Genomic DNA, 16,854 nt, shown 5'->3' on the forward strand with positions numbered 1-16,854 from the left:
GACTCCGGCGCGAGACACACGAAACGCACCGGATCCTTCTCCTAGTTGAGCTGCGCCGGACGACTGGATGAATGACGTGAATGCGTTGCGTGCGACCTGCGCGTTTTGAATGGCGTTCGACTTTGCTTTGCGAATATGCATGACTGGCCGGGCATATTCCTGGGTGTGCCGACGGCTCGCGTAGATATCAACGAGGAATGCGACCGCCGTCCGCCGCAGCGGAAACCGGCGTCGCCGAGGGCAAGCCGGGCGGCGGACCGCTGTCGGGCAGGCTGAACATCGACATTGAGTTGGGGCAACGGAACGCGGTGAGCACATCGCTGGTCAGCGGGTTGGCGACGCTGCCCGCACCGGTGATATCGAGCACCGCCTTGCGTCCGTCGAAATCGAATTCGACGCGCGTGCGCCCGGGCGTAGCCGTCTGGACGATCTGCCCCTTGCGCAACAGACGCATGAGTGCCCAGGGGCCGTCCGCCGCGACCGTCGAAGTTTCGGGGCGAATGCGCGGACTCGCGGTCATTTCGGCGTGCACCCCGCCGCGCGGCCCGGGCCAGCTCACCGCAAATGGTGCGACGGGCCCGTGCTGATACAACATGCTTTGACCATCTATGTCGATCGCCAGTGTCGTCACGGTCGGATCGAGTTCGGGCACGCGGATATCGGTCTTCCAAAAAAGCTGTTTGCCCTGGTCGCCGAAGAACACGTCGCGGATTTGCCTCGCATGCCGGAATGGTTCGAGGTCGGGGCCCTGTACGGGCTCCGTGGCGCCCGGTAGCGTTCTGTAGCGCCACGGCTTCGCCGAGGTATCGACGAACGGTGCGAGGTTCTTCGTGAAGAAGTCGTCGATCACGCCGCCCTGTGCGAATACGCGTGTGAAGTCGTCGACACTCACGTCGCGCGGACTGTCTGGCGCAAAAGGATAGTTGCCCTCCACGGTCATTCGGCAGGTATCGCTGACCACGGCCTGCATCTGCCGCGAAAGCAGTTGGCCGATGCCCAGATTGACTTCGCGCGAGCCCTGTACCGAGAGGCCGAGCAACACCTCGCGAAATGGCGCCGGCGTGGTGTTGGCTGCCATTTTCAGTTTCGCCGCGGCATCGCTGGCGGGCGGCATGCTGTTGTTTGCGATCGCGTTATCCGCGACCGTCAATGTGGTGTAGTAATCGTTGAGCAGGCTCGTTACGCCGTCGAGACCTGTCTTGCCGGCCTGGGCGGTTGCCGGCGCATCGGCGGCCGAAGTGTCGGCGCTGCCTGTGACCATCTCGCGCAGCGCGGCGAAATGGCCGTCCACCAGTTCGCGCTCGACGCGTTCTTCCGCGCGGATGCCCAGCGCCTTATCCGCTTTCTGACTGAACTGGTCGGTCGTTTTCTGCAGCAGAGAACCATTGGCGGCCGCGATCGACTGGGTGAGCGTCGTTTCATGCACGGATGCGCGAGCAAGGCGCGCCAGCGGCGAATCGGGTGCTGCGAACTGGCGCAGCACCTGCAGATTGAAGGCGAGGCTGGTACCGGCGACCGTGCGGATATCGCCGAGGAAAGCGTCCCACTGCTGCGCGTATTCGGTCAGATAGAGCCGGCGAATGGCTTCCGTCAGCGGATCGTCGGCGCTCGTTACCGTGCTCACGATTTCAGCCGTTTTTTTTTTGAGCCTCGCCAAGATACGAACGTCCCATGACCCAGGCGTCGTCGTCGCGCGCTGCCTGGACGAACTCCGGCAGCCGCTTGTCGAACAGGTTCCGGTATCCGTCGAACGTGAAAAGGCCCGGCACGCCGCGAGAGAGCGGCGCGCCGCTGGCGCGCGTGAACACCGTGCCGGCCTGCGGTCCGACCGCGCGAAGCAGCGTGAACTCATCGGGCGCTTCTTTTTGCATGCCCGCCTTGGCGCGATCATAGAGCCGCTGCGTGGCGTTGCTGCTGTCGAGAAATGCGCGGGCTTGCTGGATCAAGCCGTTGTTGCGGATCAGCGGCGACCGAACGATACGCTCGCCGGAAAATAACTGCTCGACGTGTTCGATCATCGAAGCCCGTCCGCCGAAGATCGACGCGCTGTCATTTTTTGCCCAGTCGTCGAGTACCCAGGCCTTGATGTCGGTCGAGTTGAACCTGGCCTTGTCATACAGCATCAAGTAGACGCGCAACGCGTCGTAGGTTGCTTTGGCATCCTTGTTCGCCATCGACTGAGCAATGACATCTTCGAGGCGATGAACAATGGACGGCAGCAGCAGATTGTCCTCGAGCGCACGATACGTGTCGCGGCTCGCCTCGACGACACCCGGCGCGCTGTAGAGGCCATAGCGAAAGCGGCTGTCAGGGTCCGACAGATCCAGTCCTGTCCAGGTCGGCAGGTAGCGCGCCTCGCTCAACGTGTCCGGCACGGCTTCCGGTTTGGGCTCGCGGTAAAGCTGCATGACCTCGGCCGCGAGCGCCTGGGTCTTGCGCGCGACCGCATCCAGATAGTCGGTGTTGTTGCCGAAGCTCACACGCATGCCCATTGCGAGCCAGACGAACAAAACGATACCGAGCGTATGACCGACCAGCCGCAATAGACGGAAACGGTACTCCCAGCGCAGATTGGGACGCACCAGGTGCGCTTCGGGAAAGACGACCTTCGTGAACAGATCGTGCAAAAAGTAGCTATGGTTCGCGGCGGGCCGCGCCGCGTCCGCCGAGAACAGGCGACTGCGCCCCGCCATCAGACGCTGCACGACCGTGAGCGGTTCAGCAGTGACTGTTTGCCCTGCCTGCAACGCACTCGTGAAATAGACGCCTCGCAGCATCGTGTGATTTTGCGTATCGTCGTAACGCGAATCGATGAACAGTTGCCCCAGCAACTCGGCAAGCGGAACGCAGAGCGCGGCGAACGCTTCCGGCAGTGCCGCGAGCCGCCGGCGGCGCTCGATGTCGTACTCGTCTTCCAGCCGTGTGTTCACGCCGCCGGCGAGACGCGTGACAAGCTGCCTGAGTTCTCCGTTGCACGCAACGGCGAGGTTGCTCCGGGCCGATTGGCCACTGACCGGGAGCGTGAATCCCCACATTTGCGCGCGATGTTCCTCGGTCAGCGATCCGAAATAATCGGCGAACCCGGACAAGCGGTCCATTTGCGTAATCATCAGGTACACCGGAAAGCGGATACCCAGCCGGGTGCGCAAATCGGCCAGCCGTTCGCGCAGCAGGTCGGCTTCGGTCGCGCGCACCGTGGGGTCGGAGGCCGTCAGTATGTCGAGGCTTATTGCGAGCACGGCGCCGTTGATCGGCGCGCGCGGGCGGTGACGGCGAAGCATGTCGAGGAAACCATGCCATTCGTCTTCGTCGACACGCCGACGCCAGTCGGCATCGCCCACCGCGGCGTCTGCTCCCTGGGTTGCGGCCATGTCGCGGCCGGCGTTGTTGTCTTTGCTCTGCGCGCGTTTGTCCGCGAGCGCGGGCAATGACTGGGTCGATGCGCCATGTCGCGTGTAGTAGCCGGCGGTATCGATCAGAACGGCATCGTTCGACATCCACCAGTCGATGTTCTTCGTGCCGACGGATGCGCCGACCGTTCGCGGTGTCGCTCCGCCAATCGGAAACGCCAGCCCGGCGTTCAGCAATGCACTCGTCTTGCCGGAGGAGGTCGAGCCGAGCGCGATGAACCAGGGCAGCTCGTACAGATAACGCGTGCCCTGGAAGAGCCGTCCCACGCCTCTCGCGCCCGTGCGCATGGACTTCAGCCGCGCGAGCGCGGCGTTGATGCGAGCCTCGACCTCTTTGAGTCTGCCGGCGGCCGGCGACTCCTCCTTCTTGCCGCCGAACGTAAGCGCCTTTTTAAGGAACGCTTCGTCGCTGCGCATTTTCTGCCAGAGCCAGTACAGACCAAACGCGGCAAAAAGCGCCAGCACGACGGCAATGGCGATCACGCGCGCCGCGACAGATGTCAGCGGCGCGGCACGCCCGAAGCTCAACAGCGGCCCTGCGTACCAGACCAGCAGGCAGAGCAGCGCTCCGAACACCACGCCGGTCGACCAGCCCTTGAGCCAAAGCAGTGCGCTCACGAGCAGCAGCGCGATCACGAGGACGCGCATGCCGACGCTAACAAGAGGCTTGAGGCCGCCAAACGCGACGAACGGCCCCAAAAACCAGATCACCAGTCCGAGGACCAACAGCGCGAGGAACGCGAGGAACCAGCGCGATACCAGAAACGACAACTTCTTCATCCTTGAGTCTCGATGGGCATGTTATTGATCACGGCGTGACCGTGATTTCTACGCGGCGGTTCTGTGCACGGCCTTGTGCCGTTGCGTTGTCGCCAATGGGATTCGCCTCGCCGCCGCCGATCGCCTCAAGGCGCGCCGCAGCCACGCCCGATGCTTGCAACATCTGCATGACCTGGGTTGCGCGTTCTTCGGAGAGCGCATCGTTCGATGCGAACTGGCGGCTTCTGATCGGCAGGTTGTCGGTGTGGCCGGTGACGGTGACCTTACCGGGCACCTTGCCGATTTCGCCCGCGATCTGCGCGATCAGCGGCCCCATCGACGCGTTGACGTTGGCGCCGCCTGGCGCGAACATCGAGTCACCGCGGAATGTCACCGAACTGTGGCGTGTGTCTTCATCGACGCTGACTGTGCCGGCCGCGATCTCGTTCTTCAACAGTTCCTTGAGATGCGGCAGCCGTGGGGCCGGCGGCGGTGTCAGATGGCCGATATCGATAATCTGCTTTTCGACATCCGCGCTGTGGTTGAGCAGATGGTATTTGAACCAGCCGAATAGTCCGAGCAGGATTAGCCCGAGAACGGCAAACGTGATCCAGACCGGAAAGTCGTAGACAGACAGGCGCCGTCCGCGGGCGTCGGATTGCACTGGCGGCGACAGCGCGATCGGCACGACGCCTCGCTGCGTCTGGACCTCGTTGTAGAGCCGTTGGCGCACGGAATCATGCTTGCGAGCGCCGTCGGCTTCATGGCGATAGCGGCCCATGAAGCCGAGGCTCAGAATCCGGTAGACGACTTCGAGCAGGTCGAGATGCTCGCGCGGCTCGTTCATCAGCCGTCCGATCAGCAGATAGACCTTGTCGCCGCCTTGACGGTCCTCGTGGAATTCGGTGGCCAAGCCTTTGCGAAGCCATTCGACGCCGGTTTCGCGTTGACCCCAAACGGTCTTTCCGGCGGCCTCGTCGAGCGCCGTGGCCAGACAGTAACGCGCGCCGATCATGTGATCGCGCCTGATATTCGCTTGCTCGCACAGTCGCTGGAAGATGCGCACCTCCTGTTTGAGCAGCAGGTGAAGCTGATCGATGGCCGTCAGATCCAGATTGTCGGGCATGTCGGCAAGCGCGCGCAGCAACGGGCGCGCGGCTTCCAGCAGCGGATTGATCGCGTCCTCCACGGCCTGCAGGCGGGTGGCCTGCGGTTCACCGGCGGGGATGCTGGCGAGCAACGTGGCCGGCAGTTCGGGCTTCGCGCCGGACGCGGAGTCGCCAGCTTTTTTCTCCATGGCGGCGGACGTAGCGCGGTCGTCGGGCGCGAACGCTGTGCCGAAAGAAGGCAGTCCTCGGTCTGGATTCACTGTGTTCCCCTGATGCGATGATGAACGGGCGCTTCTACGGAAGCGCTCCTGTTTTCCGGTGAGTCACGGCTTATCAGCGCACGCCCCACAGTTCCAGCCTGAGTGCGGGGAACTCACCCGCCACATGCAACGCAATGCCGCCATGCTGCGCAACGGCCTCCCACAGCGGACCCGTACGCGCGAGTTCGTAGTACACATAGCCGGCGTTGAATGGAATCTGCCGCGGCGGCACGGGCAGTGCCTGAAGCGCAATGCCCGGCAGGTGCGAGCGCACCAGATCCGGCAGACGTTCGGACGGTCCCATCTTGGCCTGCATGGCGAATTGCTGGACCAGCGTGTCCGGCGGCATCTGGGCCGACACGGCGAGGACCAGCGAACTGAAACTGCGAATCTCCGCCGGATCGACCACCGCGTTGCGCATGCCGTATCCCGCGTCGGTAAACGGAATGCTTTGCGCACTGCGTACGAGGACCGCGTTGAGCAGCCAGTGTGTGTCGTCGACCACGGGCTTCAGGCACAGATGCGGCTCGATGTGCTGATACGGCGGATGGCTCTCGAGCGGCCGGCGCGTCTGCGGACGCACGTAGGTCGAGAGTTCTCCAGCCATGCTGAGCAGGAGCGCGTAGAGATCGACGGGGGAGGTGGTCGGAACCCGGCGCAGGTGTTGCAACAGCGGTTCGTAGCGGTTGAGCGTTTGCAGCAGCAGATAATCCGAGACCTCCGCAACCGTGCCGGCCTGGCCGTCGCTCCCGGTCAGCCGTTTGGCGAGCGCATCCGCGCGCAGGCGCGTGAGGTCGTGGACCTTCGCCAGCCAGCTCGTGAGCAGCGCGTTGGCGCCATAGCCCGACACCGGCGGGACTAGCGTATCGTCGAGTTCGATGCTGCCGTCAGCGCGAAGCGTCTTGACTCGCGTCAACGGTAGACCGATCCACGCGTCGGTCATCTCTTTCTGCGGTACCAGTCGCAGCCGCAGGTTGGATAGTTGAACGGCTTTCGGACCCTGTCCGATCGAGTTCGTATCGCGCAAGTCCGTGTCGAACACGGCATAGCGGGCGAGCGAATGGGAGGACTCGTCGAAGCTGGTTTCTTCCGCGTTGGGCACGCGAATCGACACGGCAAGATGGATGACCTGGTCCAGATGCTCCGGGCGTACCGTCAGCGGTGCGGGCGGCGGCGTGTTGCCTGGCGAATCGAAGGGCGTGCCGTCGGCGAATACGCCGTTGGCGGACTTCAGAATTACTTTGCCGAGCGCGAGCGCTTCATTGTCGATTGCATAGTGAGAGAAGCCGAAGAAAAAGGGCGAAAGTGGCGCCGCGCGCTTGTGAGCGAAATGTTCGAGGTAGCGTTCCTGCTGCTGGAAAAGCTGAGGGCGCAGGAACAGACCTTCACTCCAGGTGACCTTGTTATACCAACTCATGCGTGTGGTCCATTACTTGTTTTGTTTTTGTGCGTCGGTGATCCGGATCGCACTGGTATCGAGATTGATCGTCAGCTTCAGTTTCGGCGCGATCCGGTACCACGCAGCCGGTGGCGATGACGGCAGTGTCCAGGTGGCGCGCCACACGGAGTTCGGCAGATCGCGGTAGGCCGCGACGACACCTAGTGCGGTCGTGGCCTGATCGGCGTTGCGTTGGATAGTCCTGTTTTCTCCCGGGCGAAGCTGAAACTGCTCGCGCACGACGAGGTCGTCGGCGAGCACGGTCTTGTCCTTGTCCTGCAGCGAGAAAAAGTCGGCGGCAGTGAACGCGTCGGCGTTTTTCAATTCGTAAATGCGCACCACGATCGGCGCGGCGCGTTTCTGGTCATCGGGATTGACGCTCGATGAGGCGGTTATCGACAGGTCGAGCTTCACGGGTTCATGAACGGCTTTGGGATCGTTGCTCGCGCATGCGGTGAGTCCGAGCACGCAGATAAGTGCGACGACGTGAGTGGACGGGCGCATCGGCAGTGAACAGGGGAAGTGGGGCGTTATAGGGTCCGGCGCGCACGCCGGACCTCGCAAGACAAGAGCGCTTACGCTTCCTTGTTGAGTTTGATGTCGTAGCCTGCCGTCACGGCGCCACCACTGCCGCCCTGGGCGTTCTGCACGACGTATTCCTGCTTGACCTTCGCGAACGACAGGCGCACTTGTTCACGGATGCCGTTGTCAGCATTGCTGCCCGACGGATGAACCTGCGTAACGATGACGTCGTTCATCGTGATCTTCAGGTATTCGAGCGGATTGCCGCCTGCCTTGCGCACGGTCAGCACGGCTTGGTCGATGTGCTTGCCGGTCAGGCAATACTTCATCAGGTTCGGGCTTGCACGATCGACCAGGTGCTCGAACGCCAGATCTTCGACAGTTGCCTTACCCGTGCCGCCGCCCGAACCCATGTGCATGTTCGACTGCTGCAGGATTTGCCAGCCCCAGCTCGACACTTCGATTTCATTCTTGTGCGCCGAATCCTGCGATTCGCCGTCGATGCCGTTGATCTTGATAAAAATGTCCTGTGCCATTTAAAAACTCCGTGAGTGAAAAAACAGACTGCTCTTTGTTGCGGGACTGCCGCGTCGTATGAGCGATGCTCTTTGCCACTGGATGTCGCCGCGTATTGGCGGCGCTTCGGCTACCTACCGTTTTTTTTTCGCAGACGAGGCGCGTACCGCGTGCGGACGTACGCGTGCACGCGCGCACCGCGATGGCTGTGGCGTTGGCTACGGTGCGGCGGGCGCATTACTTCATTTCGTTGGCCGTTCGGTCTGCAAGACGGCGTAAGTCAGCGCCTTGCAGAACGTTTCCATGCCCGACGGACAGGATGACGTGGAAAGCCCTTTGATTTTGTTGAGGTCGGCCGTATCCAGCGTGCTGTCGATATGACGCAGCACGAAACCTTTGAGCGATGGATTGCGCTTGATCAATTGACCAAGTCGCGGCAATGTATTCCACCGATCCACCAGTAGTCGCGCAATTGCCTCCGAGTACCCCTCCGCGATGTCGCCGTCATCGCACTGTCCGTACTTCGTGAACGCGACGTTGGCCGCGTTCCAGGTCGTGATCTTGTCAACCATCGCATCCGCACCCACTGCATCATGTTCGGTGCAAGCCTTACCGTAGGCCAATGACATTGACAGGAAACCGAGCACCGTAACGAGACATGCGATCGGCCTGAACACAGCGCCACGAATTGGAAGTCTAACCATGACTGTGCCCATGAAGGCTGGCGTGACGGTTGCGCCGGGACGCGGCGTGCGCGCCCATGCTGTCGTTGCCGACAACTTCGACGGTGGTCAGCGCGTCCGTTCTCATCAGATTGCCGATAGCGTTCATTGCGTCGTCTGTCGTTCGGATGCAACCCATGGTCGGATGTTGCGGACCCGCCAAATGAGTCGCGTTGGCCCGTCCCGAATGGACGCCGATGCCGGGATGACCGGGCACGCTGAAGCGAACAATGCCGTGTAGCCCATAGGGGCCATTGGCGGACGCAGCGTGAGGGTGAGGTATCACCCTGTCCTGGACTGTGTAGACGCCGTTCTGAATATGACGAATCGTGGCATGACTGTCGACGTTGTTGTACGCAGCCCAGGTGCCGGTCGTATTGCCAGCAGAATCAACTAGCGCAATCTGGTGTGTACGCCCATCAAACCGTAGTGAAGACATCTGAGAGACACCCTTTTTGTTAATGGCCGAGGCATTGGGAATGACCTCCGGGACCGCCGGCTGGATCACGCGGCGGCCGGCGGCGTTCTGGCAGCGATCGATCAGGCCGCTTCCTTCACGGTAGGCAGCCGGGCAACGAGACGCAGCGACACCGTGAGTCCCTCGAGCTGGAAGTGCGGGCGCAGGAAGAACTTCGCCTGGTAGTAGCCGGGGTTGCCTTCGACATCCTCGACGACCACTTCGGCCGCCGCCAGTGGGCGACGCGCTTTGGTTTCCTGCGATGAATTCGCCGGGTCTGCGTCGACGTAGTTCATGATCCATTCGTTGAGCCAGCGCTGCATATCCTCACGCTCGCGGAACGTCCCGATCTTGTCGCGCACAATGCACTTCAGGTAGTGCGCGAATCGAGAGCAGGCAAACAGATACGGTAGACGCGCCGACAGGTTGGCGTTGGCAGTCGCATCCGGATCGTGGTATTCGGCGGGCTTCTGCACCGACTGGGCGCCGATGAAGGTCGCGTGGTCGGTGTTTTTACGGTGCACGAGTGGAATAAAACCGTTCTTCGACAGTTCCGCTTCGCGACGGTCCGAGATTGCAATTTCCGTCGGGCACTTCATGTCGATGCCGCCGTCGTCGGTCGGGAACGTGTGGCACGGCAAGCTCTCGACCGTGCCGCCCGATTCGACGCCGCGAATCAGCGAGCACCAGCCATACAGCTTGAACGACCGGTTGATGTTCACGCCCATGGCGTACGCTGCGTTGGCCCACGCATAGTTGCGGTGATCGGGACCGTTGGTGTCTTCCTCGAAGTCGAATTCATCGACCGGGTTCGTCTGCGCGCCGTACGGCAGCCGCGACAGGAAGCGCGGCATTGCGAGCCCGATATAACGCGCATCTTCCGTATTGCGCAGAGAATTCCACGGCGCGTATTCGAGATTTTGCGCGAATATTTTCGTCAGATCGCGCGGGTTGGCGAGTTCCTGCCACGATTCCATCTGCAGCACCGAGGGCGAGGCCCCCGAGATGAACGGCGTATGCGCGGCTGCGGAGATTTTTGCAATCGAGCCGAGCAGGTCGACGTCGGGCGGTGTGTGGTCGAAGTAGTAGTCAGCAACGAGGCAGCCGTACGGTTCGCCGCCGAGCTGGCCATATTCTTCTTCGTAAATCTGCTTGAAAAGCGGACTCTGATCCCATGCGAGACCCTTGTATCGCTTCATCGTGCGACGCAGTTCTTCTTTCGAAACGTCCATGAAGCGGATCTTCAGCCGCTCGTCCGTTTCGGTGTTCGACACCAGATGATGCAGACCGCGCCACGCCGATTCCAGTTTCTGGAAATCGTTGTGGTGGAGAATCAGGTTGATCTGCTCCGACAGCTTGTGATCGATTTGCCCGATGATCGCTTCGATGCTCTTGTACGCGTCGTCGCTGATGATGATCGACTGCTGCAGCGCCTGCTCGGCGAGCGTTTGAACCGCATATTCGACGGCGTCGCGAGCCGCAGCGGTCTTGGGGCGAAATTCTTGCGCGAGCAACTGCGAAAAGTCTGTCTGTGAGTGCGCGGCAGTTGCGGTTGCCGTCGCCTTTACCTGCTGTGTTGTCATGGTGTGTCTCTGTGGTTCTCGGGTCGTTCTTGAGTCGTTTTTGCCGGTGCGCCTTCGCCAGCAGTGGCGGTCAGTTCGACGGTTTGTCGGTATGGCTGTGTTCTGTCTCGTCGATAACCTTCGGCTTCGGCACGGCGGCGAGCGCTTTCAGCAGGGCCGGATCAGCCAGCAGCTTGTTGACGAGCGCTTCGGCGCCGGATTTGCCGTCCATATAGGTTTGCAAATTGGCCAGTTGCGTGCGCGCGTCGAGCAGGCGATGCAAGGGCTCGACCTTGCTGGCGACGGCGGCCGGCGAGAAGTCCTCCATGCTTTCGAATGTCATGTCGACCATTAATTGGCCCTCGCCCGTGAGCGTATTGGGCACTGCGAATGCGACGCGTGGCTTGAGCGCTTTCATGCGCTCGTCGAAGTTGTCGATATCGATGTCGAGGAAACGGCGATCGGCGACAGCCGGCAGCGGTTCGACCGGCTTGCCGGACAGATCGGCGAGCACACCCATCACGAATGGCAGTTCCACCTTTTTCTCGGAACCGTAGATCTCGACGTCGTACTCGATCTGGACGCGCGGCGCACGATTGCGCGCGATGAACTTCTGCGAACTGTTTGAAACGGACATGCATGACTCCGTAAGCGTGGGAAATGGCCGGCAGGTTTAATGAGTCTCGCCGACAGAAACCGGGGATATGCTCTCGGCGACCGCCGTCTTGTTGGCTGATGCAAAGACGAATGCGGCAGCGGGCGCGGCGTTGCTGTCGCCGACGTGGATTTCGATGCTCGAGAGGACTCGCTTCGACGAGAATGCGTCGAGCCAGAGAGCGGACAGTCTCGGTAGAACGTGTTGTTCGATAAACCCGATCAACACCCGAGCGCCGGTCTCCTGCACGAGGCAGCGGCTGATGATGTAGTCGATCACCTGCTCGTTGTAATGCAAAGCAATGCCATGACTGTCGGCCATACGCCGCACGACACGGTTCATATGCAGACGCACGATGCTGGCGAGCGACGCGTGGACCAGCGGGCGATACGGCACGACGGTCACGCGTCCGAGGAAGGCTGCGGGAAATACTTTCAGCAACTCCGGGACTAACGCTTCACGCAGGGCGTCCTGATCGGGCGCGAGCGTGGCGTCCGCGCATAGGCTCGCCGTCAACTCGGAACCGGCATTACTGGTCAAAAGAATCGTGGTATTGCAGAAGTCGATGTAGCGTCCGTCGCCGTCTTCCATGTAGCCCTTGTCGAATACCTGGAAGAACATTTCATGTACGTCGTGATGCGCCTTTTCGATCTCGTCGAGCAGAACAACCGCATACGGGCGCCGGCGGACGGCTTCTGTCAGCACGCCGCCTTCACCGTAGCCGACGTATCCGGGTGGTGCGCCCTTGAGTCCGGAGACCGTGTGCGCCTCCTGATACTCGCTCATGTTGATCGTGATCAGGTTCTGCTCGCCGCCATACAGGGCTTCGGCCAGTGCGAGCGCCGTTTCCGTCTTGCCGACGCCGGACGGCCCCGCCAGCAGAAACACGCCGAGTGGCTTGCGTGGATCGGTAAGACCCGCACGCGCCGTCTGCACCCGCTCACCGATCTGGCGCAAGGCATCGCTTTGCCCGATCACGCGGGCGGCGAGTGTTTCGGGCAAGGCGCGCACAGCCGCAACTTCATTCGTTACCATGCGGCCGACGGGAATGCCGGTCCAGTCCGAGACGATTTCCGCGATGATCGTTTCGTCTACTTCCGGGAAGACTAGTGGCGTCTCACCCTGAAGATCACGGAGACTGTGCGCCAACAGCCCGAGTGTCGCGAGGGAGGGCACAACATCGGCGTGATCCGGATCGGGCTGGGTAAGGATGGCGTCGCGGGCGCTCGCTAACGCCAGTGCAGCTGCGAGCTGGGCCCGCCAATGTGCGTCGATTGCGCTTTCCTCCGCAGAGAGCGTACCGATGCGCGCCCTCGCGGCACTCAGCGCCTCCTCCGCATGGAGTCCGATACGCGCCTCCTGTTCGAGCAGGCGACACTCGACGCGCGCCGCCTGAAGTCGTTGACGCACGCTTTGCAGTTCGCGCGGCGGCGCATGCTGTGAGAGCGCAACGCGTGCGCATGCGGTGTCGAGCAGACCGATTGCCTTGTCGGGCAACTGCCGCGAAGGAATATAACGATGGGACAAGGTAACGGCGGCGCGGATCGCTTCGTCTCGGACAATCACGCCGTGGTGCTTCGAAAACGTGTCGGCCAGTCCCCGCACCATGTCGATGGCTGCGGCTTCCTGCGGCTCGGCGACCTGCAGTAACTGAAAGCGCCGAGTGAGAGCGGGATCTTTTTCGATGTGCCGCTTGTACTCCGACCAGGTTGTCGCCCCGATCATGCGCACCGCGCCTCGCGCGAGGGCCGGCTTGAGAAGATTGGCGGCGTCGCCGGTGCGGCCTGACCGCCCGCGCCGACGAGCGTGTGGATTTCGTCGACGAACAGAATGATGGGTGTCGTGGACCGTAACGCGGCTTCGAGCACGCCTTTGAGCCGCGACTCGAATTCCCCTTTCATACTCGCACCAGCCAGCAATGCACCGACGTCGAGCGTCATCAGCCGCACGTCGGCCAGCGCGGGCGGTACGTCGCCATTGGCGATGGCAAGTGCGAGCCCTTCTACGACGGCAGTCTTGCCGACGCCGGCCTCGCCAGTCAGAAGCGGGTTGTTTTGACGGCGGCGCAGCAGGATATCGATGATCGTGCGAATCTCCTGCTCGCGTCCTGTCACGATGTCGATTTCACCCGCGCCGGCTCGCGCGCTCAGGTCGCTGCAGTACTGCTCGATTGGCGAGCGCTTCGAACCTGCGGGTAATGCCTGCGAAGCCTCGCCCGGCATCGCGGCGGAGAAGTCCGTGTTGTCGTACGGCGCGTCGGAAGACTCGGGCGAGCCGTCGATCCAGGCAATCAGTTCGTCGCGTGGCGTATCGGCCGGGATGCGTGCGAATGCGGGCGAAGCCGAAAGCAGTACCCGACGCAGTTCCGGCGTGCCAAGCAGTGCCGCAAGCAACCACGCGCCACGTATCCGGCGGTCGCCGAAATCGAGCGTGGCGAGCACCCATGCTCGCTCGACGGCCAGTTCAATATGGTGCGAGATGTCGCTGATCGAACTGGCGCCCGCGGGCAAGGCAGCGAGCGCCCGTGCGAGATCGCGTTCCAGTGTTGCACGTTCGATTCCCGCATGCCGGGCAATGCGGTGCATGTCGCTGTCCGGCAATTGCAGCAATTGATGCAGCCAGTGGACAAGCTCCACATACGGGTTGCCGCGCAGCTTGCAAAACGCGGTAGCGGATTCGATGCTGCGGAAAAGTGTGGCCCCGAGCTTGCCAAAGAGTGCCTGGCGGGAAATCGTCATGAACTGGTCGCGTGTGGTTTATTAGGATAACTGATTTGAATTGCGCCTGCACAAGTGGAAATGGAAGCTATTCAAGGGAATTGTCTTATACGGTCAAACGCTTCGCTTTCTTGTAACTTGGCGCTTTTCGAACCCGCCTCCGTTTAATGGTGTTTTTTGAATTATCGGACTTGAAGTTTGGATCAGTCAATGTGTGCAGGTGATTTTTATTTTCCTGTCATTTGTGAATCTTTTTTGATCGTCAACAAATGTAGAGTTAGCCTGTTCTGAGAGTTGTTGAGATAAAAATGTAAGTTAAATCATTGAAAACTATCGTCTTTAGCGTGGAAGTTCGGCTTGTTTTAGTGTTAGGAGATTTCCCCGCATTGGATTGAAAATTCCCTCTGTGTAGGATAAATCTGGCTTGTTGGTGCTTGATATATGTCGGATTATTTATATTTTGGATTGTCGCTTAATTTATCTCGAATTAAGTCTCTATTTTTTAAACATTGCTGCCGAAATTTACGGTGGACATAAACTGCGTAGTCATGCGTTAATCAGTTCTGTTCGGTATAACGGGTGCAGGATCGGCATAGACCTGCTTGGCGTCAGGCAATGACATTTCATACTTACTTCCGCAAAGTTCTTGGCAAGCCGTCGCGCGCAACCGCCGATCGGAGTGCTCTGCATCGTGACCCGTCTTGGATTCACTTGGGTTCACGCGGGCAGGTTCATGCGCAATCACGTATGGAACGTCAAGGGCTGGCTGGGCCGGATCGCAACGACTGCTCACCGGAGTCGAGCGAGGCTATCTTCGAGTTGCTGGGTTCGTCGGCGAACGCTGCGTGCGACACGTCGGCATACGAGCGGCCGGGCGCGTCGGCAAATACCGATCGGGACGATCTTCTCGCCACGCTCAATGAACAGTATTACCAAGCGCTCAAATCGCCGTACTTCCTGCCCAACTCGGAATGGATCGGGTCGTCTGCAAACGGGATACCCGGATTGGGCAAAGAGGCGATGGGTGAACGAGCCCGCGCTGAGGATGATTTAAGTTCAATCCACAGTCTGCTATCCGACATCGACGTGCTCGAGGAAGCCTTCGATGCGTTGCACGAGGGCGGCGTGACGGATCTGGCCGGACAGGACGCGGTGCCGGAAATCCTTCGCCTGTTCGCACCAGCCGAATATCACGCGTCGGCGGCACGCCGCGTGGGAATGGCGCCGCCGCCAGTCGCGCGGCGGGACCATCACACGCTCGCGATAGACAGCCCGCTAGCCGCTCTGAACACTCACGTTCACCACGGGTCCAACGAATGACCGCCCAACCGCTACAAGATGTCTTCGCGAGCCAGGATCGCCAGTGCTCGCCGGCAGCGCAGATCGAAATGGTCGAAGCGAACATTCGTAGTCAGCCGACATCGGCCGCGCATCGCTGGATGCTGTTCCAGTGGCTATGTATCACCTGCCAGTGGACCCGGGCCGTCCAGCAACTCCAGGTTTTTGCCCAACTGGAACCGTCCCAGACGTCCGTCGCGCAAGCCTGTCGAGACTTGGTTCGTGCAGAACACTGGCGCGCAAAAGTCATGGCCGGGCAGCAGGAGCCGGGGTGGGTATTCGGCGACGCGCCCGCGTGGATACATGGCATGCTCAGTGCGCTCAAACTGTCCGCGCAGGGACAACAGAACGCGTCGGATGACGCCCGGGAGCGCGCGTTGGATCTCGCCCCGCTGGTCCCCGGGCAAACCTCGAATCAGCGCTTTGAGTGGATCGGCGACAGCGATTCGCGGCTAGGCCCGGTCTGCGAGCTAATTACCGCGGGGCGCTATCGCTGGCTTTCGCTGGCGGATCTCGCCAGTTGGCGGATCGAAAGGCCGTCGACGCTACTCGACCTCGTGTGGGCGCCGTGCACGCTGTCGCTTATCGACGGCGCGGTGGTGCGCGGCTTCATGCCGGCACGTTACCCGCTCGCCGCCCATGAGCCTCCTGTCCTGCGCGAAACGCTGCAACTCGGACATGAGACCGTTTGGCATGAGTCGGGGCGGACGGCCGTCATTGCATCCGGGCGTAAGACCTGGACGACAAGCGTGGCCGATTTCGATCTGTTCGAATTGGCTGACTGTTCGTTTAGTCCCGCCGCAGTGGACGGCGCCGCGCGCTCCAGTGCGGCGGCAGGAGTGCAGCGATGAGCCGCAAACGTCATGAACCGGACCGAACGGCGCCTGCGCTGCGCCAGGCCGATGCACAGCTGCTGCCCACCTTGTTCGATCGGCTGCGCGACGACGCACCGCACCGGCAGACCGAGGCACCCGGTGACTATGCGGTCAGCCGGGCGCAGATGCGCGACATCATCCAGCGCGATCTTGCGTTTCTGCTCAACGCGACCAGCATGGAAGACCTGATCGATCGGAAGCGGCATTCATACGCGGCCGCATCGACCATCAACTTTGGCGTGCCGCCGCTCGCAGGGGCATTCATGGCGTCGCACAAATGGGCGAAGATCGAACAGGTGATACGGGGCGCCATACGCGACTTCGAGCCGCGCCTGATTGCACATACGGTGCAGGTCGTGCCCCTCACGGATGTCGATAGCCAGAGTCGCTACAACCACCTCGCGTTCGAGATTCGCGGAATGATCCGCATGGACCCCTATCCGCTCGAGTTCATGGTGCAAAGCTCGCTCGACCTTGAAACGAGCCGCCTGCACGCAGCCGCTCGTTGACCACA

11 protein-coding genes and 2 pseudogenes are annotated in these 16,854 nt (G+C 61.3%); 3 read left to right on the forward strand and 10 right to left on the reverse strand.

What is annotated here, in order from left to right; all coding sequences use genetic code 11:
- Window positions 1–187 precede the first annotated feature (187 nt).
- The 10 genes and pseudogenes from tssM to tssH all read right to left on the reverse strand — a co-directional run bounded on the left by tssM (window position 188) and on the right by tssH (window position 14,148).
- Window positions 188–4,190, reverse strand: a pseudogene (gene tssM, locus B0G81_RS29410) (type VI secretion system membrane subunit TssM).
- 28 nt (window positions 4,191–4,218) lie between these two features.
- Window positions 4,219–5,466, reverse strand: a complete 1,248-nt coding sequence (gene tssL / locus B0G81_RS29415; RefSeq protein ID WP_134143243.1) for a type VI secretion system protein TssL, long form — start codon at window positions 5,464–5,466, stop codon at window positions 4,219–4,221.
- A 145-nt stretch (window positions 5,467–5,611) separates the two neighbouring features.
- Entirely contained in the window at window positions 5,612–6,955 is a 1,344-nt protein-coding gene (gene tssK, locus B0G81_RS29420; protein ID WP_134140263.1) for a type VI secretion system baseplate subunit TssK, read from the reverse strand.
- Window positions 6,956–6,967: 12 nt separating this feature from the next.
- Window positions 6,968–7,480, reverse strand: a complete 513-nt coding sequence (tssJ, locus tag B0G81_RS29425) for a type VI secretion system lipoprotein TssJ (protein WP_134140268.1) — start codon at window positions 7,478–7,480, stop codon at window positions 6,968–6,970.
- Between the two features lie 71 nt (window positions 7,481–7,551).
- Entirely contained in the window at window positions 7,552–8,034 is a 483-nt protein-coding gene (locus B0G81_RS29430; RefSeq protein ID WP_134140272.1) for a type VI secretion system tube protein Hcp, read from the reverse strand.
- Window positions 8,035–8,256: 222 nt separating this feature from the next.
- Window positions 8,257–8,730, reverse strand: a complete 474-nt coding sequence (locus B0G81_RS29435) for a hypothetical protein (protein WP_243856630.1) — start codon at window positions 8,728–8,730, stop codon at window positions 8,257–8,259.
- Window positions 8,711–9,244 carry a L,D-transpeptidase gene (locus B0G81_RS29440; protein WP_134140276.1) on the reverse strand — a complete coding sequence of 178 codons (534 nt, stop codon included), beginning with the start codon at window positions 9,242–9,244 and terminating at the stop codon, window positions 8,711–8,713. The genes B0G81_RS29435 and B0G81_RS29440 overlap by 20 nt, the downstream gene beginning before the upstream one ends.
- A 32-nt stretch (window positions 9,245–9,276) precedes the next feature.
- Window positions 9,277–10,776, reverse strand: coding sequence for a type VI secretion system contractile sheath large subunit (tssC, locus tag B0G81_RS29445; RefSeq protein ID WP_116119174.1), 1,500 nt, complete (start codon window positions 10,774–10,776; stop codon window positions 9,277–9,279).
- A gap of 70 nt (window positions 10,777–10,846) precedes the next feature.
- Window positions 10,847–11,392 (reverse strand): type VI secretion system contractile sheath small subunit, encoded by a 546-nt coding sequence (gene tssB / locus B0G81_RS29450; protein ID WP_116119175.1) that lies wholly within the window; start codon window positions 11,390–11,392, stop codon window positions 10,847–10,849.
- Between the two features lie 36 nt (window positions 11,393–11,428).
- Window positions 11,429–14,148: pseudogene (gene tssH, locus B0G81_RS29455) on the reverse strand (type VI secretion system ATPase TssH).
- Between the two features lie 726 nt (window positions 14,149–14,874).
- On the opposite strand from tssH, the gene B0G81_RS29460 reads away from it, so the two are divergent.
- From B0G81_RS29460 to tssE, 3 genes are read left to right on the forward strand one after another with little or no spacing between them, the layout of a single operon-like run.
- A complete protein-coding gene (locus tag B0G81_RS29460) occupies window positions 14,875–15,447 on the forward strand; it encodes a TagK domain-containing protein (RefSeq protein WP_166679078.1) in 573 nt (190 codons plus the stop codon).
- The gene (locus B0G81_RS29465; protein ID WP_134140281.1) at window positions 15,444–16,316 is read left to right on the forward strand and encodes a type VI secretion system accessory protein TagJ; all 873 of its coding nucleotides are present in this window, start codon (window positions 15,444–15,446) and stop codon (window positions 16,314–16,316) included. The genes B0G81_RS29460 and B0G81_RS29465 overlap by 4 nt, the downstream gene beginning before the upstream one ends.
- Complete coding sequence (gene tssE, locus B0G81_RS29470) at window positions 16,313–16,849, forward strand: type VI secretion system baseplate subunit TssE (RefSeq protein ID WP_134140283.1); 537 nt, start codon at window positions 16,313–16,315, stop codon at window positions 16,847–16,849. The genes B0G81_RS29465 and tssE overlap by 4 nt, the downstream gene beginning before the upstream one ends.
- The last annotated feature ends 5 nt before the right edge of the window (window positions 16,850–16,854 follow it).

This window comes from Paraburkholderia sp. BL6665CI2N2 (assembly GCF_004366535.1).
Lineage (GTDB): Bacteria > Pseudomonadota > Gammaproteobacteria > Burkholderiales > Burkholderiaceae > Paraburkholderia.

Coding starts and splice junctions, on each gene's coding strand:
- tssL (WP_134143243.1), bottom strand. CDS start 5,466: ATGGAGAAAAAAGCTGGCGACTCCGCGTCCGGCGCGAAGCCCGAACTG.
- tssK (WP_134140263.1), bottom strand. CDS start 6,955: ATGAGTTGGTATAACAAGGTCACCTGGAGTGAAGGTCTGTTCCTGCGC.
- tssJ (WP_134140268.1), bottom strand. CDS start 7,480: ATGCGCCCGTCCACTCACGTCGTCGCACTTATCTGCGTGCTCGGACTC.
- B0G81_RS29430 (WP_134140272.1), bottom strand. CDS start 8,034: ATGGCACAGGACATTTTTATCAAGATCAACGGCATCGACGGCGAATCG.
- B0G81_RS29435 (WP_243856630.1), bottom strand. CDS start 8,730: ATGGGCACAGTCATGGTTAGACTTCCAATTCGTGGCGCTGTGTTCAGG.
- tssC (WP_116119174.1), bottom strand. CDS start 10,776: ATGACAACACAGCAGGTAAAGGCGACGGCAACCGCAACTGCCGCGCAC.
- tssB (WP_116119175.1), bottom strand. CDS start 11,392: ATGTCCGTTTCAAACAGTTCGCAGAAGTTCATCGCGCGCAATCGTGCG.
- B0G81_RS29460 (WP_166679078.1), top strand. CDS start 14,875: ATGGAACGTCAAGGGCTGGCTGGGCCGGATCGCAACGACTGCTCACCG.
- B0G81_RS29465 (WP_134140281.1), top strand. CDS start 15,444: ATGACCGCCCAACCGCTACAAGATGTCTTCGCGAGCCAGGATCGCCAG.
- tssE (WP_134140283.1), top strand. CDS start 16,313: ATGAGCCGCAAACGTCATGAACCGGACCGAACGGCGCCTGCGCTGCGC.